Below are 19,202 nucleotides of genomic sequence, written 5' to 3' on the forward strand. Positions count from 1 at the left end.
ATCTAGAATAAAAAGCAATACCGGACAGACCAGCGGGGCACCATGCCAATATTGCTCGATATGCCAGACCAGCCAGACCACCAGTGCGGCCGCCGCCAGCATAGCGGCAGCGGCATCACGCTACATTATGCGCCGCGCCCGCCCGATCGGCGCCAGCCGGCGTTTGCCAGCCAGGCGCAGCGGCTGGTGCTGATACGGCGCCTGGCCGGCTACGGCCACCCGCCCGGCCTGTTGGCGCGCCTGCCGCTGGCCAGGCTGCAGGACATGCATGCACCGGCCCATACGGTCAGCGCGCCGCTGTGCGCGCGTCCGTTGAGAGTCGCGCTGGTCGGGCCGAGCCTGATCATGCGTCTGTCAAGCGACCTGCGCGGCTCATCGGCCACACCGGCCTGCGACGTGGTGCGCGTGTGCGACAGCTTGGCCGACGCCGCCAGCCAACTGAGCGACGCGCGCGCCGACATCGTCATGATCGAAGTCGGTGAGTTACTCGATGAACACTTGCCGCTGATTGGCGCCGTGCAGCGGGCCGCCGCAGCGCGCACGATAGTGGTGCTGTACCACTTCAGCACCAGCAGCACGCTGGAACGGCTGCGCATGCAGGACTGCCTGCTGGCGCGCGAGCCGGTGCCGCTGGCCGATGTGCTGCGCCTGTGCGCGATGGCATTGGCGGCCGTCCGCCGCGGTAGTGCGCCGACCGCCGCTGCCGATGTGCAGGCGGCGCGCCCGACGGCACCGCCGATCCGCTTCAGCCAGGCAGCGCTGACTGCCATTACCACCGCCGCCACCGATATCGAATGCGAATGTCCGCGCCACCTGGCCGATATCCTGCGCATGGTCGGCAGCTTCGAGCGCTACAGCCAGCAATGCGCGCTGCGCAGCCCGCAAGACGGCCTGCTGCACGAAGAACTGGCGCAGATCGCCGGCCAGGCCCGCGCGCTGCTCGAAGCGGCAATGGACAAAGGCGCGTGCCGACGGCTTGCCGCTGCCGCCATCAAGCGAAACATTGCCTGAATAAAAGAAAATAAAAGAAGAGTACAATCGGGCCTGTCTTTCCCGTACAGGCTTACCATGCACTTTTCAAACTGGCTGCTGTTTTGTGGCGTTGCCCTGCTAGTCACTTTTTCTCCTGGCCCGGCAGTATTGCTGGCCATTTCCAACGCCATTGCCGTGGGCGCCAGGCGCGCCATGATCAGCAGCCTCGGCAATGGCGTGGGCCTGTTCATTATCTCCGGCGTGGCCATGGCCGGCATGGGCGTGGTGCTGGCCACGTCAGCCACCGCCTTTATGCTGCTCAAACTGGCCGGCGCACTGTACCTGGTGTACCTGGGCGTGAAGCAATGGCGCAGCAAGACCAGTATTGCCGACAGCGTGACCAGCAAGACCGGCGCCGTCGTGCCCCATTCGGGCTGGAAGCTGTTTCGCCAGGGCCTGACAGTGGCGCTGACCAACCCCAAGGCCATTTTGTTTTTCTCGGCATTGTTCCCGCAATTTATGGTGCCAGGCGAACCGGTCGCACTGCAGTTTGTCGTGCTGACAAGCTCGTTTGTCGCCTGCGCCATGCTGGCCCATCTGTTTTACGCCTGCCTGGCGCGCCTGCTGAAAAATCAACTGGCCAGCCCGGCGCGTGCGCGGCTGTTCAACCGCATCTCGGGCGGCGCTTTTGTGCTGCTGGGGCTGAGCCTGCTGCGCCTGCGCAGCAAGGCCGCATAACAACTGTCGTTTGCTAGCGCAGGAATGTCTCGATGGCGCCAGCCAGCGCCAGCGGCGTTTCATTCATCGGATAGTGTCCGGCATTGGCGATGACCTGCAGCTGTGCCTGCGGGTACCAGGCCAGGGTGCTGCGCTGCATCAGCGCCACATCGAAACGCGGATCGTGCTGGCCAATCAGTACCAGCAGCGGTAGCGGCAATGCGGCGCGCCTGACTTCGTCACTGAAGTCCGCGTTGCTCCAGTCGTTCAGGCAGGCGGCAAAGGCAGCCGGATCGACACTCTTCCACGAACATGACGCCTTCCAGTCCAGCCATGCTGCCGGCAGGCGCCCACCGGTACTGCGGTCGATAATCGTTCGCCGCGCCGCCTGGCTGCCCACCGCGCTGTCAAACAGCAACCGAGCCGGTGCATCAAACTGTACGCCGCAGCTTGGCACAGGCGCGACCGCCACCAGCTTGCGCAGGCGCCCCGGCGCCAGCAGGGCCAGCCGCTCCATCGCCATCGCGCCCATCGAATGGCCAATCACGCTGAACGACACCAGCCCGAGCGCATCGGCCAGCGCCAGCGCATCGCGCGCCACTTCATCCATCGTGTACTGGCCTGCCACGCTACGCATGGCACCGAACCCACGGCCATCCATAAAGATATAGCTGTACGCGTTGCGGTCGAGGCCAGGCGCCATCGGCTCAAACGCATGCGCGTCGCCAAACCAGCCATGCAGGACGATAACCGCATGCGGGCCATGCCCCACCCGATGATAAGTATTGTGCATCGCTTCTCCATTCAAAAAACCGATGGTAACGATTGCAGCAGTGGCCTGCTTTCAGCTGGAGGTCAAATACTGTAGAGTTTGGGCCATGTCTGATTTTTATACAGAGGTACCGCGCGCCCTGCTGGCCACCACGCACCAGTATCGTGCCGGCAGCGTTTTCCCCAGCCACGCCCACCGGCGCGGGCAATTTGCCTTTGCCGCCAGCGGCGTCATCAGCGTCCATACGCCGCAAGGCAACTGGCTGGTGCCGCCGCAGCGCGCCTGCTGGATACCGGCGGGTCTGGCGCACGGCATGCGCATGCAGGGCAACGTCACCATGCACAATATCTTTATCGACAGTGACGCCGCGCAGCAGGCAGGTCTGCCGCCACAATGTCAGGTACGCCAGGTGTCGCCGCTGCTGCGCCAGCTGCTGGCACAGGCAGTCACTATTGCACCGCTGTATGCCCCGGACTCGCGCGATGCGCGGCTGATGGCGCTGCTGCTCGATGAAGTGGCCGCAATGCCGATGCTGCCTCTGAACGCGCCGCTGCCGCAAGATCCCAGGCTGGTGCGCCTGTGCAACGCCCTGCTGCTGCAGCCGCAGCAAGGCGGCGACCTCGATGCCATGGCAGACCTGGCCGGCATGAGCCGGCGCAGCTTCACCCGGCTATTCCGGGCCCAGACCGGGCTGGGTTTTGCACAGTGGCGCCAGCAAACCTGCTTGCTGGCGGCAATCACCCGCCTGGCCGATGGCCAAGCCGTGACCCGCGTGGCGCTCGATCTCGGTTATGCCAGCCCCAGCGCCTTCAGCGCCGCCTTCCGGCGCGTCCTGGGCCAGACGCCGAGTGCCTACCAGGCGAATCTCTGCTGAACGAATCTCGGCTTAACTATCACGCTTCGACAGCGCGCTGTACCCGCCACGATAACGGCAGCGTCAATAGCAAGGTCGCGGCCAGCGTGGCCAGCGCCACCGTGATGCCGGCAGCATCGCCCAGTGCGCCAAACAGTACCGGCGCGATGGCGCCGCCGCCAATGGTGGCCGTATAGAACAGCGCAAAGGCATGCTCGCGCCCGCCCGCCTCGGCCAGCTCGGGCACTACGCCGTACAGCACCGACGACGTGCCGTTCAGGGCCAGGCCCAGCAAAGGCAGCATGGCCATCATGGCCGTCAACGGCAGCCAGATAGCGGCCAGGATCAACAGCGAGGTGGCCGATTCGGTCAGCCAGACTGTTTTCATGGTGCCGATGCGTGCGCCCAGATAGCCGCACAGCAGCTTGCCGAAGGCGCCGCCGACAAACAGCAGCGACAGCGCCATGCCGATACCGGCCGTGCCGGCGCCCTTGCTCTTCAACAAAAACGGCAGGAAGGTCAAAAAACCCATGCGCGCAGCGCTGTCAAACATGCCGGTCGCCATCAAGGCTGCAAAACCGCCGGGCGAACGCTTGCCCATTACCTGCTTGCCCGCCTTCTTGCGCTGCGTCTGGGTGCCGTGCCTGGGCAGCAGCCACCACAGCAGGCCGGCCGCGCCTAGTCCGAGCAAGCCCACTACGCTGACGCTGGCCTGCCAGCTGCACACCACCAGCAGTAAACCGATGAGTGCCGGGATCAGTGTCTTGCCGATATCGCCGGCAAAATTGTATTGCGACAGCGCTTCCTTCACGCCGCCACCGGCTTCATGGGTATCGGTCACGATCGATGACGCCAGCGGATGCTGCACGCTGGCGCCCAGGCCGCCCAGCACCAGCGCCAGCAGCAACACCGGCAGTCCGGCCGCCAGGCCTGCAATCAGATAGGCCAAGCCGGCCAGCGCGGTGCCGGCTATCAGCACGCGCTCGCGGCCCCACCGGCGCGCGATGCGGCTGGCCAGCAGCTGGAAGCCGGCCATGGTGCCCGCATAAGCGCCGCGCAGCAGCCCGACCAGCGCCAGGCTGATGCCGAACTGCTGCTGCCAGACCGGCAGCAGCACATAGATCACATCAGTCAATCCATCATGCACGGCATGGGCGCTGCAGGCCGCAAACAGCGAGCGGCGCCGCACGCTGCGCTCGGACACGGTAACTGGCTCGGCGATCTCTTCTGCCACCACGGGTTTCATGCAGGCTCCTTCAATAATGCGGCCGCTGTCGCGTCCAGCACCTGCGGCATGGCGCGCGACCAGCGGTTCGACGACAAGGAAAAATCGAGTGAGCGCACCTGGTGGTACCAGCCGGCCGGCACATACAGCATCTGGCCCGGTTCGACGATGCATTCGACCATGCTGGCCTGGCGCGCCAGCGGATAGGCGTCGAAATCAGGCGCTTCAGGGTCGAAAGGCGAACCGAACAGGATGGCGTTGGCCTGGCTCGGGTAAAGAAACGCGTCGTGATGCGGTGGCGACAGGATAATGCGTTTGCGGCCCCAGATTTGCGCGAAGATATTGTCATCATAGTCGCAATGGAGCGGCGTGACGGTACCGGCTGGCCCCACCCAGTAGCGTGGCGGGCCCATTTTGCCAAGGTAGGCTGGCCAGTGGCACAGGCTGTTCAGCTCGCGCAATTCCAGGTTGCCCAGGTAGGGCGGCAGGTTTGCCGGTGCACTCTCGCCCTCGACCCAGTCCAGGTATTCCAGCATGCGCATGTCGCGCATGGCGCGGTCAGGGGCAAACGCCGTATTGACATAGTCGCCCACGCGCGCCCGCACCGGCACGTGGCCAAAGCGCTCGCGCAGCGTGCTTTGCGGTAACGCGCACAGCGGCCAGCGGTTCACCACGCCGTCGACCAGGAACGGCAGCCCTGCAGCCGCGCGCTCACGGAAAGCCGCTTCGCCAAGCCGCGCCAGACGCGGCACTACTGATATGGAAGGCAGAGCGCGCGACGCCTGCCGGATCGCCTCGCGCATGGCGTCGATCGAACTGACGCCGCGCACCTGCGCATCCTTGCGCGCCCGCGCCTCGCGGTGGGCCTCGGCAGCGTCGCTGCTGGCGAACTGCGCCGGTGGCAGCGGCGGCAAATGGCGTGGCTTGGCAGCCACAGTTTCAGCTGTTGAAATCAGATTACTTTTGGACATGGATTGCTGCTATGTTGATCAGTGCCGAGAGCTTAGCATTTTGCCGTGCCAACTGTCCTGCCCGCCCTCTGCCGACCATGATTTTTCTTTATTTGAACAGTCATTGAATCCGTTTTTGATTGTCATCCGTACAAAGTGAGCAGTCTGTTGTTTCTTGATATTCCAAAAGTGCAAAACAATCAGGGAGATACACATGTCGCTATCAAAAACCGCATTGGGCGCCGCCCTACTGGGCAATCTGCTGGTGCTCGCCTGCGCGCCGTCCGCCTATGCTTCCAGCCACCGGGAAGCGCCGTTCATTACACAAAACCCGAAAGTCGACGCCACCGACTTCTATATGTTCCGCAGCTACGAAGCGGGCCGCGGCGCCTTTACCACGCTGGTAGCCGATTATGTGCCGCTGCAGGACGCTTATGGCGGCCCCAACTACTTCGCCATGGACCCGCAGGCGCTGTATGAAATCCATATCGACAACAACGGCGACGGCAAGGAAGACATCACCTTCCAGTTCCGCTTTACCAATACCATCAAGGACGGCCAGTTTACGGTCGGTGGCAAGAAAGTATCGATTCCGCTGGTCATCAACGGCGGCGCCATCGACACCGTTAATCCGGCTGGCCTCAATGTGCGCGAAACCTATAGCGTCACGGTGGTGCGCGGCGACCGGCGCAGCGGCACGCGCTCCAGCGTAACCAATGTGACCGGTGGCGGCGCCACGTTTGACAAGCCGGTCGACAATATCGGCAACAAAGCCATTCCCAACTACGCTGCCTATGCGGCGCAGCATGTGTATGCCATCAATATTCCCGGCTGCGCCACGCCGGCGCGCATGTTCGTGGGCCAGCGCAAGGACCCGTTCGTGGTCAATCTGGGCGAGACGTTCGACCTGGTCAATATCAAGGCGCCGGCCACCGAATTTGCCGCCAATGCCGAGTCCGCAGCCAAGGATGACCTGGCCAAGAAGAACGTGACCGCGATTGAAATGGAAGTGCCGACCAGCTGCCTGACCGCCGGTACCGACCCGGTCATCGGTGGCTGGACTACCGCCAGCCTGCGCCAGGGCCGTCTGCTCAATCCCGTACCGGGCACGACCACCGGCGCCTCGAAGGAAGGCGGCGCCTGGGTCCAGGTGTCGCGTCTGGGCATGCCACTGGTCAATGAGCTGGTGATCGGCCTGAAGGACAAGGACCGCTTCAACGCCAGCAAACCGTCGGGCGATGCGCAGTTTGCCGATTACGTCACCAACCCGACCGCGCCAGCGCTGGTCGAAGTGCTGTACGGCTCGGCAGGCGCCAAGGCGCCGACCAACTTCCCGCGCAATGACCTGGTCGCCACTTTCCTCACCGGCATCAAGGGCGTCAACCAGCCGGTGACCGTCGCCGCGTCGGAAATGCTGCGCCTGAACACCTCGATTGCCGCCACCGCAGTGGGTTCGCAAAACCGCCTTGGCGTGATCGGCGGCGACAATGCCGGCTTTCCGAACGGACGGCGTCCCGGCGACGATGTAGTCGACGTGGTGCTGCGCGTGGCCATGGGCAAGCTGTGCACGCTCAATATCGGCTGCGCCCCGGCCGATGCACCGGCGGGCAACCTGCACTTTACCGATGGCGCCTACCTCGATGAAACGGCCTTTACCGCCGGTTTCCCGTACCTGAAAAACCCGGTAGCCGGTTCGCCACAGCAATAAGGAGTTCGCCATGAAAAAATCAACGATTGCCGGCGCGCTGGCCGGTGCGGCCCTTCTGGCAGGCTGTGGTGGTGGCAGCAGCCACACCCATAGCGGCAGCGACGGCGGCGTCAATCCGCCGCCGGTGGCCCTGCTCGACACTTTCTTTGTTGCCGTCAGCAATCTCACGCTGACCACCAGTGAAGACAAGGAAGGCGTCAGTATCGACGCCATCATGGCTACCTCGCCGGACAATACCGAGCCGGTACCGCTGTAAGGTAGGTGGGCGCCAGGCTGGCAGCAGCCTGGTGCCCAATTGCTGTGCATTGCCACGAAAGCAATAATGAATGCATCGATACGCTGGCTGGCCAGCGCGCTGTGCGCCGGCTTGTGCTCGACCGCGCATGCCACCCCCTATATCCCCAAAGACGGCGCTGCCGTGATCGAACAGCTGCCACACCGTGCCGACGCCACGCAGACCGAACTGCGCCGCCTGCGCACGCAGCTGAACGCCCAGCCGCAGGACCTGGCGCTGGCGACCAGCCTGGCGCAGCGCTATATCGGCCTGTCGCGCAGTGAAACCGACCCGCGCTATCTTGGCTACGCCCAGGCCGCGCTGGCGCCCTGGTGGCAAAGCGCTGCCGCGCCGGTGCCGGTTCGCCTGCTGCGCGCCACCATCCTGCAAAGCACCCATCAATTCAATGCCGCCCTGCAGGATCTCGATGCCGTCATCGCACAGCAGCCCGGCAATGCGCAGGCCTGGCTGACCCGCGCCACCGTGCTGACGGTGCAGGGCAACTATGCAGCGGCGAGCGCCAGCTGCGCCCGGCTGTCCAGCCTGGCAGCGCAACTGGTGACCGTGACCTGCCTGGCCAATGTGGCCGGCGTCAATGGCCGCTCTGAAAAGAGCGAGCAGTTGCTGGACCTGACGCTGCAGCGCAGTGCTGGCGTGGCGCCCGAGATGGAAAACTGGGCGCTGACCCTGCTGGCCGAAATGGCCACGCGGCGCGGCGACGCCGCCGTGGCCGAACGGCGCTACCGCCAGGCGCTCGCGCAGCAGCCGCGCGACAGCTATCTGCTGGGCGCCTGGAGCGACTTCCTGCTCGACCAGCAACGCCCGCAGGAGGTCATTGCCCTGTTAAAAAGCGAGCAGCGCATCGACGCCCTGCTGCTGCGCTACGCGCTGGCGCTGCAGGCGGTGCCCGGCCAGCAGGCAGCACTGGCGCGTGCCACGACCGAACTGGCGGCGCGCTTCAATGCCGCCATGCAGCGAGGCGACACCGTGCACCAGCGCGAACAGGCGCGTTTTGCCTTGCTGCTGCAGCACGATGCGCCGCAAGCCTTGCAGCTGGCGCAAAAGAACTGGGCAGTACAAAAGGAAGTAGCCGACATGCGCATCGTGCTTGAAGCAGCACTGGCCGCACGCGATTTCGCAGCGGCGCAGCCGGTACTGGACTGGATCAGCACCAACAAGGTTCAGGATGTGGCGCTGCAGGCGCTGGCAGCCAGGCTGGCTGCAAGGAAGGCGACATGATGGCGCGGCTGATTCTGATGGTACTGGTCTGCTGCTGGTGCACGCTGGCCCAGGCCCACAAACCAAGCGACAGCTATCTGAGCCTGGACGTGCAGGGCCAGACCATTGCCGGGCAATGGGATATCGCCTTGCGCGACCTCGATTTTGCCATCGGCCTGGATGGCAATGGCGATGGCGAGCTGACCTGGGATGAAATCCGCGCCCGCCATGGGCAAATAGCTGCCTACGCCTTGCAGCACCTGAAAATTGCCAGCACAGCCGGTCCCTGCCAGCTACAGGCAGGCCAGCAACTGATCGACCAGCATACCGACGGCGCCTACAATGTGCTGCGTTTCCAGGCCACTTGCCCCGGTAGCGCGGCGCCGGCCAGTCTCGACATCAGCTACACGCTGCTGGCTGACCTGGACCCGCAGCACAAGGGCCTGCTAAAGCTCAGCCATGACGGCCAGGTGCAGACCGCCATTTTCGAGCCGGAACATGCGCGGCAAAACCTGTCGCTGGCCGCGCCAAGCCGGCTGGCGCAGTTTGGCGCCTACGTGCAGCACGGCATCTGGCATATCTGGATCGGCTACGACCATATCCTGTTCCTGCTGTCGCTATTGCTGCCAGCGGTACTGCTGCCTGCGGCCGCGCGAGCCGGCATCGCATCGGGCCAGCAAAGCTTGAAGGCGGCGTTTTTCGATGTGCTCAAGGTGGTGACCGCTTTTACGCTGGCGCACTCGATCACGCTGAGCCTGGCCAGCCTGTCGCTGATTTCGCTGCCTTCTCGCATGGTCGAGTCGGCGATTGCCGCTTCGGTGGTGCTGGCGGCGCTCAATAATGTGCTGCCGCTGTTTCGCGGCAAGCGCCCGGTGGCCGCCTTTGTGTTCGGGCTGATCCACGGCTTCGGCTTTGCCAGCGTGCTGCGCGATCTTGGCCTGCCGCAATCGGCGCTGGTTACCAGTCTGCTGGGCTTTAATGTGGGCGTGGAGATCGGCCAGCTGGCGATCGTGGCGGTATTCCTGCCTGTGGCCTGGCTGCTGCGCAAAACCTGGTTCTATCGGCAACTGATGACCTGGGGCTCGCTGGCGATTGCACTGGTGGCGGCCATCTGGCTACTGGAACGGCTGGCCGATATCAAGCTGATCAGCTAAACTGGGCAAAACAAACGCCGCTGGCGGAGGAGCACCTATGCATCATGGTCTGGCGGTCATCCTGTTCCTGCTGGCGGCGCAGGCCTCGGCCTGCACCGTGCGCGTCGGCTATCCGGATCGCGAACGTGCGCCCTACTATCTGGGCAACGGCAGCGCCATTCCCCAGCGCCCGGGTGCAGCGGTGGACGCCATGACCGAAGCGGTCAACAGCGCCGGCTGCACGGTGCAGCTGGTGCGCTTGCCCACCGCGCGCATCAAGGTGGCCCTGATCGAAGGACTGGTGGACATGGCGCCGGTCGACCTGCCGCCGGGCGCAGCGCCCTATTCCGCCTTGCCGCTCACGCCGCGCGGCCTGCCCGATACCCGCCGCGCCCTGCGCACCAGCGCGATTGTCTTTGTGCGCAGCGCCGACAGGCTGGCGGTGGAAGCGGATCCGCGCCAGTACTTCCGCAACCACAAGCTGGCCGTCAACCAGGGCTCGTCGCTGGTCGAGACGCTGGTCGATGACGGCATGCAGGTCGACTCCGGCAGCGGCGACACCCTCAGCAACCTCGACAAGGTGATGCTGCAGCGCGTCGACGGCTTCAGTTTTGCTATCGCCAACGAAAAAGCCATGGACAGCGTGGTGGCGGCACGCTACGGCGCCGCGCTGGTACGCATCAGGGAGCCGCTCCGGGTCTCCTATGTATGGCTGTCGGCCAGCTACCGTTTTTATGGCGTACATGCCGCGCAAAGCGAGGCGGTGTGGAACTGGTTCGGGCAAAAAGGCAGCGAGCGGCTGGGCGAACTGGTCGATCAATACGTGCGCCAGCGCTGATTTTGCGTGAGCCAGCGGCCACCCCGGCGGCATTTCAGGCTACAATAAGAACAATTCTCAATCGCATTGACGCCATCCGGCACAGGCATGGCGTAGAAAGCCTGCATGCTCCACCCGCCACTGCACCAGCAAATCGAAGTGCTTTACAGCGACCACCACGGCTGGCTGCATGGCTGGCTGCGCCGCAAGCTCGGCAACGCCTTCGACGCGGCCGACTTGGCGCATGACACCTTTTTGCGCCTGCTCACGCGTGGCAGCGCGCCTCAGCCCGGACAATCGCGCCAGCATCTGGCGCGCATTGCCAACGGCCTGATGATCGACCTGTTTCGCCGCCGCGATATCGAGGCCGCCTACCTCGAAGCGCTGGCCCTGCTGCCCGAGTTGCAAGTGCCTACGCCTGAAACACGCGCACTGATTATCGAGGCACTGACCGAAATCGACGCCATCCTCGCCCGCTTGCCAGCCAAAGCGCGCGAGGCTTTCCTGCTGTGCAAGGTCGAAGGCCTGGCCTATGCCGAGATTGCCCGCCAGCTTGGCGTGACGGTGTCGTCGGTGGAAAAATATATCGCCCGCGCGCTGCTGGCCTGCTGCCTGGCGCAATCGCGATGAGCAGCCTGCGCGAGCCGCTCTCGCCTGAGATTGCGCCCGCCGTGCTGGCCCGCGCCGCCCAGTGGATGGCGCGCCTGTGGTCCGACAACGCCAGCGCGGCCGACAGCGCCGCCTGCGCCGCCTGGCGCAGCGCCCACCCGGAACACGAACGCGCCTGGGCGCGCCTGCAGTGCTTCGAGCAGCAGTTTGATGCCATACCGCGCCAGATCGCCCGCTCTGCCCTGTCCGAGCTGCCGCCACGCAGCCACGGCACGCGCCGGCGCGCGCTGCAGCTGCTGGGCGTGATCGCGGCCGGTGGCGGCAGCGCCTGGCTCGCCCATGAAAGCGGCCTGTGGCAAGCTTACAGCGCCGATTACCATACCGCCACTGGCCAGACGCGCAACATCACGCTGGCCGACGGCACGGCCGTGGTGCTCGACACGGCGAGCGCCATCGATGTGCGCTACAGCGCCAGCGAGCGGCGCATCGTGCTGCGCGCCGGCGCCATCCTCGTCACCAGTGCGCGCGACCCGGCGCCACGCCATCGGCCACTGCTGGTGCAAACCGTGCACGGCACGGCCACCGCGCTGGGCACGCGCTTTGACGTGCGCCTTGAAAAAGCCGGCACCGGTGTGGCCGTGTTCGAGGGGGCCGTGGCGCTGCAGCCAAGCCTGGCGCCCGACAACGGCGTGCAGCTGCAGACCGGTCAGCGCGCCAGCTACGGCCATGATGGCGTGCAGGCGATTGGCAGCGTGCCCGATAGCGCCGCCGCCTGGGCGGACGGCAGCCTGGTGGCCGAAAGCATGCGCCTGGACGCTCTGCTGGCCGAACTGGCGCGCTACCGTCATGGCCTGCTGCGCTGCAGCCCTGACGTTGCAGCCTTGCGCGTGACCGGCGTCTACAGCCTGCGCGATACCGACCGCGCGCTGCACAACCTGGCAGCGAGCCTGCCGGTGGAACTGCATGCGCGCACGCGCTACTGGGTGACGGTCACGCGGCGCAGCGGGGCATAAATTATTTGGCTATGTCACTGCCAAATGTGGGAATTGTCCCAGTGCAGCATTAAGCAGACTGGTCGCTGAGCGGATGCGCCTGGCATCGAGTATCCAGCGCCAGCCCAGGTAGTTGGGCAGATAGCGCGTGGCCACGCCATGAAACGGCGCCAGCCATTGCCGGAATCGACTATGGTAGGCGTTGACGTTTTGCACATGCGCCGCGCCGCTGACACGGATGCCGGCACGCAGGTTGACGGCCTGATGGCTGATGCCAGCCTCGCGTGCGAAGGCACGGTAAGCCGGGTGGCCATCGGTCACGAGCAACACATCACGGTCGATCACCGGTTCAAGCCAGGTGTGCAGCTTGGCAGCAGTTAATTGACCCTTGCCGGTGACAAAGTCGCGCGTCTGGCCGGTACGGTCGCGCGCTACCAGGATGCAGACCTGTTCGCCGGAAATGCCGCGCTGGCGGGCGTGGCCGCCACGCCGGCGCGCCGGCCGGGTCAGGTGGCGCGAACCTTTTTCTGACTCCAGCAGATACATCTCGTCTGCCTCGGCAATACCGTGCAGACACAGTGGCCGGTCGGTTCTGGCCAGCTCAAGGAAGCGGTGGCGCCAGCGAAAGCTGGTATTGCGATGAATGGCGACCTGCTGGGCTGCCTTGCGCACCGAAAATGAGTCAAGCATGCAGCCGGCATAGGCCAGCCATCGCGCTTTGTAATGTAAATGGGCCAGCGGCGTGCCCGAGAGAGCATTAAAGGTTCTGCCGCAGCCTACGCAACGATAGCGCTGCAGGCCATGCGCATGGCCGTGCCGGTGAAAATGTGTTGAACGGCAGGCGGGACAGGTCAGATGCGCCTGCGCCGCCTGCTCGATCAGGGCCAGTGTGGCGTCGATCCCCGCAGATGCACTCATCAGTTCCATGGCGGCACTGCGCTGGTGTGGCGACAACTGGGCGAACTGGCTGATAAAAGACTGCCATCGTGACGGGGACATGATGTGCTCCTGACGGTAGATTCAGACCGTTAGACCTGCCCAGTTCAGGCGCGTTCCCCTATTTCTCGCTGACAGAGCCAATTATTTTCAAAATTCATTGAGGGTTTGGTTTTTTGGTTCGGAAACACCTGCAGAACACGCTGTTCTTCAACTGACGCCAAGGAAATCCCGCCATGCCTGCTCTGCCCAATTTGTCCCGCTCCCCCCGTCCGTCGCGTATCGCCCTCGCCATCCAGGTACTGTGCCTGGCCGGCGCCGCCGCGACTATTACGGCCAGCATCGCCCCTGCCGCGCAGGCGCAAACGCAGTCCGCGCGCTCCTACGCAATTGCCGCCGGCTCGCTGGAACGGGCGCTGACCAGCTTTGCCACTGCGGCCGGAGTGGAATTGTCGGTCGACAGCGCGCTATTGCAGGGCAAGAGCAGCGCCGGACTGGCCGGCAGCTATACGGTCAGTGAGGGCTTCGAGGCGCTGTTGCGCGGCCAGAACCTGCAACTGGTGGCGCAGCCGAACGGCAGCTATGCACTCAGGGCCGCAGCACCGGCAGCGGTGGCCGCGGCCAGACCGGCACAGGTGGACGCCACGTTGCCGGCCATTACGATTAGCGCCAGCACCGAGCGCGAAACGGCCACCGGCCCGCTGCGCGGCTATATGGCGCGCCGCGCCACCTCGGCCACCAAGTCCGATACCGCGCTGATTGAAAATCCGCAGTCGGTGTCGGTTGTCACGGCCGATGAAATCAGTGACCGCAATGCCGAGTCGCTTGATGAAACGCTGCGCTACACGGCGGGCGTCACGCCCAACCAGCGCCCGCTGGGCAGCGACGATTCTTCGCTGCTGCGCGGCTTTACGGTGGAAACGGCCGGCCTGCTGCAGGACGGCCTGCGCGTGTCGGGACGCACCTTTGGCGCCGTGATCGAACCGTACGGGCTGGAGCGGCTTGAAGTGCTGCGCGGCCCGGCATCGGTACTGTACGGCCAGATTCCGCCTGGCGGCGTGGTCAATGCCGTCAGCAAGCGCCCGAGCCTGGACGCGGTACGCGAAGTGGGCGTCGAAGTGGGCAGCTACCAGCGCCACCAGGTGAAAGCCGATGTGGGCGGCGCGCTGGACGCTGAAGGCAACTGGACCTGGCGCCTGGTCGGCCTGGGCCGCGAAGCCGATACGCGCCTGGCGCACGACCGCGACAACCGCCTCTACCTGGCACCCTCGCTGACCTGGCAGGCCGGCCCCGGCACGCGCCTGACCCTGCTGGCGCGTCACGAGGAAGACAACCAGCAGTATGCGTTTCCGAACCAGCTGTTCACGCCCGGCGCGCGCGGCCAGGTCGATCCGCGCGTCAACCTGATGGGTTATGACAACCGCTTCAAGCGCCGCAATACCAGCCTGGGCTATGAGTTCGAGCACCGATTCAACGATACCTGGACGCTGCGCCAGAACCTGCGCTATGCGCGCCTGGAAAACGAGCGCACCGATGTGTTTCCGCTGGGCCTGAACGATGACGCCACCGTCGAGCGCTATTTCCGCCCGGTCGATACCGCATCGCGCAGCCTGTTTGCCGACACCCAGCTGCAGGCGCGCTTTGCCACCGGCGCCGTGCAGCATCTGGTGCTGATGGGCGCCGACTACGCCAATATCCGCAACCGCGATGAATATATCTACCGGGTTGGTTTTATCGACCCGCTCGACCTGTACCAGCCGGTCTACCAGCGCCAGGTCAAGTCGCCGTCGGCCAAACCAACCCGCGCAATTGCGCCGTCACGCCAGATGGGACTGTATGCGCAGGACCAGCTCAAGTGGGAGCGCTGGGTCGTCACGGCCGGCCTGCGTCACGACCAGGCGCACCAGTCGCAGCAGACGGTCAACCTGCTGACCGGCGTGCCGCGCAGCGACTACGACCAGTCGCCGTCAGCCACCACCGGGCGCATTGGCGCGGTCTATCTGTTTGACAATGGCTGGGCGCCGTATCTGAGCTACGCCACCTCGTTTTCGCCCGAACTGGGTACCGCAGTCGGTGGCGGCGCCTTGAAGCCGTCGCGCGGCAAGCAGGTCGAAGCGGGCGTGCGCTACGAGCCGGTCGGCCAGCGCGCCAGCTATACGGCAGCCGTGTTCGACCTGGTGCGCAACAACGTGTCCACTTCTGCCATCGGCAACCCCGGCTTCCTGCTGCAAACGGGCCAGGCCAAGTCGCGCGGCGTGGAGCTCGAGGCGCGTCTGGACCTGGCCAGCCGGCTGGCATTGATTGCCCAGTACACCTATCTGGACACCAATATCAACCGCAGCAACAATGGCGACCAGGGCCTGCAGCAGGCCGGTGCACCGCGCCATAGCGCCTCGGCGTGGGCGCGCCAGTCGTTCACGCTGGCCGAAGCGACCCCGGCCTATGCGGCGCTTGGCATGCGTTTCCTGGGCAATATGCGCTCGAACTCGGATGGCGAGAACCTCAATATCCGCAACGGCGGCCTGACGCAGTGGGATGCGGCGCTCGGTTTAAGCCGTGGCCCATGGAACTTCACGCTCAACGTCAACAACGTGCTCAACAAGCAGACCCTGTATGACTGCGGCTACCTGCCGGGCCTGTGCTACCGCAGCGCCGAACGCACGGCCAATCTCAGCGCCATGTACCGCTTCTGATGCGCGCAGTCCTGGCGGCACTGCACCGCTATGCCGGGCTGCTGATGGCGGGCTTTTTGCTCGTTATTGGCCTCACCGGCAGCGTGCTGGCCTGGAGCGACGAGCTGGAAAGCTGGCTGGCGCCACAGGTGTTCCTGGTCACGCCGCCGGCGCCCGGCGCGCCGCTGCAAGACCCGCTGCTGCTGCGCGAGCGCATTGCCAGCCTGTATCCGCAGGCGCAGGTGGTCTATGCGCCGCTCAGCGCACCGGCCGGGCACAGCATGGTGTTCTACCTGCGCCAGTCCGGCAGCACGCCGCTGGCCAATAACGAGGTGTTTGTCGATCCCTACACCGGCAAGGTGCTGGGCCAGCGCCTGTGGGGCGAACTGCGCCAGGGCCGCCTGAACTGGCTGCCCTTTGTCGAGCGCCTTCACGAGGCGTTCGCGCTCGGCGAACCCGGCCTGCTGGTGTTTGGCGTGGTGGCCATCATCTGGACCATCGACTGCTTTGTGGGTGCAGCGCTGACTTTCCCGGCGACGCCGAAGCGGCCCAGGTCCGCCGGCACACCACGTGCCACACCTCGCAAACCTTGGCTGCTGCGCTGGCGCCCTTCCTGGCTGGTGCGCCGCCACGGCGGCAGCTACAAGCTGGTGTACGACCTACACCGTGCCGGCGGCCTGTGGCTATGGGGCATGTTGCTGGTTTTTGCCTGGAGCGGCGTCGCCTTCAACCTGTACAACGTCTATGCGGCCGTGATGCAGCCAATGTTTGCGCATCAACTGAGCGAAGAAAAAGTCCTGCAGCGCCAGCCCACGCCCTTGCCGCACCTGGACTGGCCGGACGCGCTGCACCATGCGCGCACGCAGATGGCGGCACTGGCGCAGCGCGAACACTTCCAGATTCTCGAAGAAAACGCGCTGGCCTACGAAGCATCGCTGGGCGTCTACCGCTACAGCGTGCGCAGCAGCCGCGACGTGCGCGAACACAAGGGCCTGACCACGCTGTTCGTGGACGCCGGCAATGGCCAGCCGATTACCAGCTGGCTACCTACCGGCAAGGCCTCAGGCGACACCATCCGCAGCTGGATCAGCGCCCTGCACATGGCCTCGATGTGGGGCTGGCCATACAAGCTGCTGGTCTGCGCGATCGGGCTGGCCGTCGGCATGCTCAGCGTGACAGGTGTGTTGATATGGCGGCGCAAGCGGCAGGGGCAGCGTCAGGCCAAAGCACGGGCAAGGCCGTTCAAACCCGGCCAGCCCTAAAACGCATGCATCAAGGTCAAGCGCACCGAACGCGGCTCCACAGGATGAAAATGCCGGTCTTCCACTCCACCAGGCGCTTCGCCAGGCAAACGCGAAGCGTAGAAATAGTCAATATCGCTGGCGCGCTTGTCAAACAGGTTGAAGATATCGAATGACAGGCGCGTCTTGCGGTTGAACTGGTAAGCCAGCCGCGCATACGCCAGCGTGGTCGAGGACGAGCGCACGCTATTGTCTTCAGTCAATGGACGCGGCCCGAAATAGCGCAGCTGGAAAGCGCCCGACCACGGCCCCTGGTCGGTCACGGTCACGCCAAACGAGGCCACCTTGTCGATGGCGCCGGGAATAAAGTTGCCGGCCGGATCATTCTCCGTATAGCGCGAGCGCGACGCTGCCAGGTCGAGGTCGAACAGCAGCCACGGCGTGGCGATATAGTGGTTGTTCCATTCGAGGCCATGGCGCCGGCTGGCGCGGCTCGGTTCGGTCTCGCCCGCGTCACCCACGAACAGCAGTTCGGAATCGACATCGAGGCGCCACAGCGCAAGCGAACTTTGCAGGCCGGGCAGCCATTCGGTACGCGCGCCCAGCTCCATGCCGCGCGTGCCCACCAGTGGTGTCACCGGCACCGACTCGCCGCCGTCGGGCAGCCGCGTTTGTGTGGTGCCACGCGCATCATTGCTGTGAAAACCCTTGCCGTAGTTGGCAAACAGCTCGGTCTTGCTCCAGGGGCCGAAGATCAGCGACAGCTTGGGCGAGAAAATGTGGTCATCGGCCTTGCCGCTGTTGCCGTCGATACTGCTTGCAACATTGAAACGGTAGGCGTCGTAACGCAGGCCAGCCACCGAGCGCAGCCACGGCTGCCATTGCAGCGTGCTTTCGCCATACAGCCCCATGCTGCTCTCGCGCACGCGGTCTTCGCGCACCGTGCTCTGGTGCACGCGTTCGACGGTGTTGTACAGGCCCACCGGCGCCAGGCGGTCGAAGCGCGCCTGCACGCCCAGCTTGTTGCGCATCGCCATACCGGCCAGTTCGGTCTGCCAGCTTTCGCTGGCATTGAGACCGGCCACGGTGCGCCGTTCGCTTTGCTGGAACTGGTCGCCAAGGTCGGGGTCGGCCAGGAAATAGGTGAAATTACTGGCCAGATCGAGCGAGGAGCGGATCAGATAGGCATCGAACTCGAACAGCCGGTTGTCGTGGCGCTGGCGCAAGGCATAAGACAGGCTGTAGCGCGCGCTGTCGCCGCCGTCGCTGGCATCTAAAGCGCCATAGCGGCCGATCAGGCCCGACTGCACGGCCCGCAGCGGCACCTGGTCGGTTGCGTTCCAGCTGTTTTTGTAGGCCATGCCCGTGATGCTGTAGCCATTGTCGGCGCTGCCCTGGCTATAGCGCAGCACGGCGCTGTACTTGCGCACGCGCTCGGGACTGTCCCATGGGCCGTTGTTGCGGTTGATCTCCAGCCCGTACAGCAGCGTGCCCTGCATGGCGTCAAAAGAATCGGCCACCACGCCGCGCAAGTAGCCATGCTGGCCCAGCGACACGCTGGCCTGGCCCTGCGCCAGCTTGTCGCCCAGGCGGATGCGGGCGCTGCCGGCCGAGGCAAAGTCGCCTTCGGACGCAAAATACGGTCCCTTCTTGTAATCGATGCGCTGCACCAGCTCGGGGATCAGGAAATTGAGGTCGGTATAGCCCTGGCCATGCGCATGCGTGCGCATATTGACCGGCATGCCGTCGACATAGGTGGCAAAGTCGGTGCCATGATCGAGATTGAAGCCACGCAGAAAGTACTGGTTGGCCTTGCCGTCGCCGCTATGCTGGGTGACTATCAAGCCTGGCACGAATTCCAGCAGCTCGGCCGTGCGCAAGGCGGGCCGGTTGACAATCAGCTCGCTGGTAATGACGCCCTGGCTGGCCGCATCCGAGGTGCCCACCGCATTGTCGTAATGCCCGCTGACGCGCACCGTGCGTTCATCGTCCAACTCGGCAAGTGGCGCTTCGGCTTGCGCCATCACCGGCCCGGCCATCGACACCAGCGCACAAGCGGCCGCCAGTTTGCGTTTTCTCAAGTGCATGGTCTCTCCTGTTTTTATGATGAAGG

General features: G+C 64.8%; 17 protein-coding genes. 12 read left to right on the forward strand and 5 right to left on the reverse strand.

The features are described from left to right. Positions 1-42: 42 nt before the first annotated feature. Together GCM43_RS17710 and GCM43_RS17715 are read left to right on the forward strand one after the other, a co-directional pair. Complete coding sequence (locus GCM43_RS17710) at positions 43-1,011, forward strand: MerR family transcriptional regulator (protein WP_152246663.1); 969 nt, start codon at positions 43-45, stop codon at positions 1,009-1,011. 57 nt (positions 1,012-1,068) lie between these two features. Further along, positions 1,069-1,710, forward strand: a complete 642-nt coding sequence (locus GCM43_RS17715; RefSeq protein WP_152246665.1) for a LysE family translocator — start codon at positions 1,069-1,071, stop codon at positions 1,708-1,710. 13 nt (positions 1,711-1,723) lie between these two features. Here GCM43_RS17715 and GCM43_RS17720 read toward each other — a convergent pair whose 3' ends face one another. After that, a complete protein-coding gene (locus tag GCM43_RS17720; RefSeq protein ID WP_152246667.1) occupies positions 1,724-2,482 on the reverse strand; it encodes an alpha/beta fold hydrolase in 759 nt (252 codons plus the stop codon). Positions 2,483-2,567: 85 nt separating this feature from the next. Here GCM43_RS17720 and GCM43_RS17725 point away from each other — a divergent pair, with 85 nt between their 5' ends. Then, positions 2,568-3,335: an AraC family transcriptional regulator gene (locus tag GCM43_RS17725; RefSeq protein WP_152246669.1), complete on the forward strand. Its 768-nt coding sequence runs from the start codon at positions 2,568-2,570 to the stop codon at positions 3,333-3,335. Between the two features lie 19 nt (positions 3,336-3,354). Here the strand turns inward: GCM43_RS17725 and GCM43_RS17730 are convergent, their stop codons facing one another. Together GCM43_RS17730 and GCM43_RS17735 are read right to left on the reverse strand one after the other, a co-directional pair. Next, positions 3,355-4,560 (reverse strand): MFS transporter, encoded by a 1,206-nt coding sequence (locus GCM43_RS17730; protein ID WP_152246671.1) that lies wholly within the window; start codon positions 4,558-4,560, stop codon positions 3,355-3,357. Next, positions 4,557-5,510 (reverse strand): cupin-like domain-containing protein, encoded by a 954-nt coding sequence (locus GCM43_RS17735; RefSeq protein ID WP_152246673.1) that lies wholly within the window; start codon positions 5,508-5,510, stop codon positions 4,557-4,559. Before GCM43_RS17735 ends, GCM43_RS17730 begins: the two co-directional genes overlap by 4 nt. Before the next feature lie 193 nt (positions 5,511-5,703). Here GCM43_RS17735 and GCM43_RS17740 point away from each other — a divergent pair, with 193 nt between their 5' ends. The 7 genes from GCM43_RS17740 to GCM43_RS17770 all read left to right on the forward strand — a co-directional run bounded on the left by GCM43_RS17740 (position 5,704) and on the right by GCM43_RS17770 (position 12,261). Continuing rightward, the gene (locus tag GCM43_RS17740; protein WP_226929542.1) at positions 5,704-7,197 is read left to right on the forward strand and encodes a DUF4331 domain-containing protein; all 1,494 of its coding nucleotides are present in this window, start codon (positions 5,704-5,706) and stop codon (positions 7,195-7,197) included. Positions 7,198-7,207: 10 nt separating this feature from the next. Beyond that, on the forward strand, positions 7,208-7,453 hold the full coding sequence (locus GCM43_RS17745; protein WP_152246675.1) for a hypothetical protein: 246 nt from the start codon (positions 7,208-7,210) through the stop codon (positions 7,451-7,453). A 66-nt stretch (positions 7,454-7,519) separates the two neighbouring features. Then, entirely contained in the window at positions 7,520-8,710 is a 1,191-nt protein-coding gene (locus GCM43_RS17750; RefSeq protein WP_152246677.1) for a tetratricopeptide repeat protein, read from the forward strand. Next, the gene (locus tag GCM43_RS17755; RefSeq protein WP_152246679.1) at positions 8,707-9,843 is read left to right on the forward strand and encodes a HupE/UreJ family protein; all 1,137 of its coding nucleotides are present in this window, start codon (positions 8,707-8,709) and stop codon (positions 9,841-9,843) included. Before GCM43_RS17750 ends, GCM43_RS17755 begins: the two co-directional genes overlap by 4 nt. Before the next feature lie 37 nt (positions 9,844-9,880). After that, positions 9,881-10,660 carry a hypothetical protein gene (locus GCM43_RS17760; RefSeq protein WP_152246681.1) on the forward strand — a complete coding sequence of 260 codons (780 nt, stop codon included), beginning with the start codon at positions 9,881-9,883 and terminating at the stop codon, positions 10,658-10,660. A gap of 105 nt (positions 10,661-10,765) precedes the next feature. Then, a complete protein-coding gene (locus tag GCM43_RS17765; protein ID WP_152246683.1) occupies positions 10,766-11,269 on the forward strand; it encodes a sigma-70 family RNA polymerase sigma factor in 504 nt (167 codons plus the stop codon). Beyond that, positions 11,266-12,261, forward strand: coding sequence for a FecR domain-containing protein (locus GCM43_RS17770; RefSeq protein ID WP_226929543.1), 996 nt, complete (start codon positions 11,266-11,268; stop codon positions 12,259-12,261). The genes GCM43_RS17765 and GCM43_RS17770 overlap by 4 nt, the downstream gene beginning before the upstream one ends. 9 nt (positions 12,262-12,270) lie before the next feature. On the opposite strand, the gene GCM43_RS17775 is transcribed toward GCM43_RS17770, so the two are convergent. Continuing rightward, positions 12,271-13,239, reverse strand: a complete 969-nt coding sequence (locus GCM43_RS17775) for an IS1595 family transposase (RefSeq protein ID WP_152246685.1) — start codon at positions 13,237-13,239, stop codon at positions 12,271-12,273. 173 nt (positions 13,240-13,412) lie between these two features. Between GCM43_RS17775 and GCM43_RS17780 the strand changes: the two genes are divergently transcribed. Then, positions 13,413-15,869, forward strand: coding sequence for a TonB-dependent siderophore receptor (locus GCM43_RS17780; protein WP_152246687.1), 2,457 nt, complete (start codon positions 13,413-13,415; stop codon positions 15,867-15,869). Beyond that, on the forward strand, positions 15,869-17,110 hold the full coding sequence (locus GCM43_RS17785; protein WP_152246689.1) for a PepSY-associated TM helix domain-containing protein: 1,242 nt from the start codon (positions 15,869-15,871) through the stop codon (positions 17,108-17,110). The genes GCM43_RS17780 and GCM43_RS17785 overlap by 1 nt, the downstream gene beginning before the upstream one ends. On the opposite strand, the gene GCM43_RS17790 is transcribed toward GCM43_RS17785, so the two are convergent. Continuing rightward, the gene (locus GCM43_RS17790; RefSeq protein WP_152246691.1) at positions 17,107-19,176 is read right to left on the reverse strand and encodes a TonB-dependent receptor; all 2,070 of its coding nucleotides are present in this window, start codon (positions 19,174-19,176) and stop codon (positions 17,107-17,109) included. The two genes, GCM43_RS17785 and GCM43_RS17790, sit on opposite strands and share 4 nt — an antisense overlap. Positions 19,177-19,202 lie beyond the last annotated feature (26 nt).

The sequence above is a fragment of the Janthinobacterium aquaticum genome, from assembly GCF_009208565.1.
In the GTDB taxonomy this organism is placed as follows: Bacteria; Pseudomonadota; Gammaproteobacteria; order Burkholderiales; family Burkholderiaceae_D; genus Janthinobacterium.

Coding starts and splice junctions, on each gene's coding strand:
- GCM43_RS17710 (WP_152246663.1), top strand. CDS start 43: ATGCCAATATTGCTCGATATGCCAGACCAGCCAGACCACCAGTGCGGC.
- GCM43_RS17715 (WP_152246665.1), top strand. CDS start 1,069: ATGCACTTTTCAAACTGGCTGCTGTTTTGTGGCGTTGCCCTGCTAGTC.
- GCM43_RS17720 (WP_152246667.1), bottom strand. CDS start 2,482: ATGCACAATACTTATCATCGGGTGGGGCATGGCCCGCATGCGGTTATC.
- GCM43_RS17725 (WP_152246669.1), top strand. CDS start 2,568: ATGTCTGATTTTTATACAGAGGTACCGCGCGCCCTGCTGGCCACCACG.
- GCM43_RS17730 (WP_152246671.1), bottom strand. CDS start 4,560: ATGAAACCCGTGGTGGCAGAAGAGATCGCCGAGCCAGTTACCGTGTCC.
- GCM43_RS17735 (WP_152246673.1), bottom strand. CDS start 5,510: ATGTCCAAAAGTAATCTGATTTCAACAGCTGAAACTGTGGCTGCCAAG.
- GCM43_RS17740 (WP_226929542.1), top strand. CDS start 5,704: ATGTCGCTATCAAAAACCGCATTGGGCGCCGCCCTACTGGGCAATCTG.
- GCM43_RS17745 (WP_152246675.1), top strand. CDS start 7,208: ATGAAAAAATCAACGATTGCCGGCGCGCTGGCCGGTGCGGCCCTTCTG.
- GCM43_RS17750 (WP_152246677.1), top strand. CDS start 7,520: ATGAATGCATCGATACGCTGGCTGGCCAGCGCGCTGTGCGCCGGCTTG.
- GCM43_RS17755 (WP_152246679.1), top strand. CDS start 8,707: ATGATGGCGCGGCTGATTCTGATGGTACTGGTCTGCTGCTGGTGCACG.
- GCM43_RS17760 (WP_152246681.1), top strand. CDS start 9,881: ATGCATCATGGTCTGGCGGTCATCCTGTTCCTGCTGGCGGCGCAGGCC.
- GCM43_RS17765 (WP_152246683.1), top strand. CDS start 10,766: ATGCTCCACCCGCCACTGCACCAGCAAATCGAAGTGCTTTACAGCGAC.
- GCM43_RS17770 (WP_226929543.1), top strand. CDS start 11,266: ATGAGCAGCCTGCGCGAGCCGCTCTCGCCTGAGATTGCGCCCGCCGTG.
- GCM43_RS17775 (WP_152246685.1), bottom strand. CDS start 13,239: ATGTCCCCGTCACGATGGCAGTCTTTTATCAGCCAGTTCGCCCAGTTG.
- GCM43_RS17780 (WP_152246687.1), top strand. CDS start 13,413: ATGCCTGCTCTGCCCAATTTGTCCCGCTCCCCCCGTCCGTCGCGTATC.
- GCM43_RS17785 (WP_152246689.1), top strand. CDS start 15,869: ATGCGCGCAGTCCTGGCGGCACTGCACCGCTATGCCGGGCTGCTGATG.
- GCM43_RS17790 (WP_152246691.1), bottom strand. CDS start 19,176: ATGCACTTGAGAAAACGCAAACTGGCGGCCGCTTGTGCGCTGGTGTCG.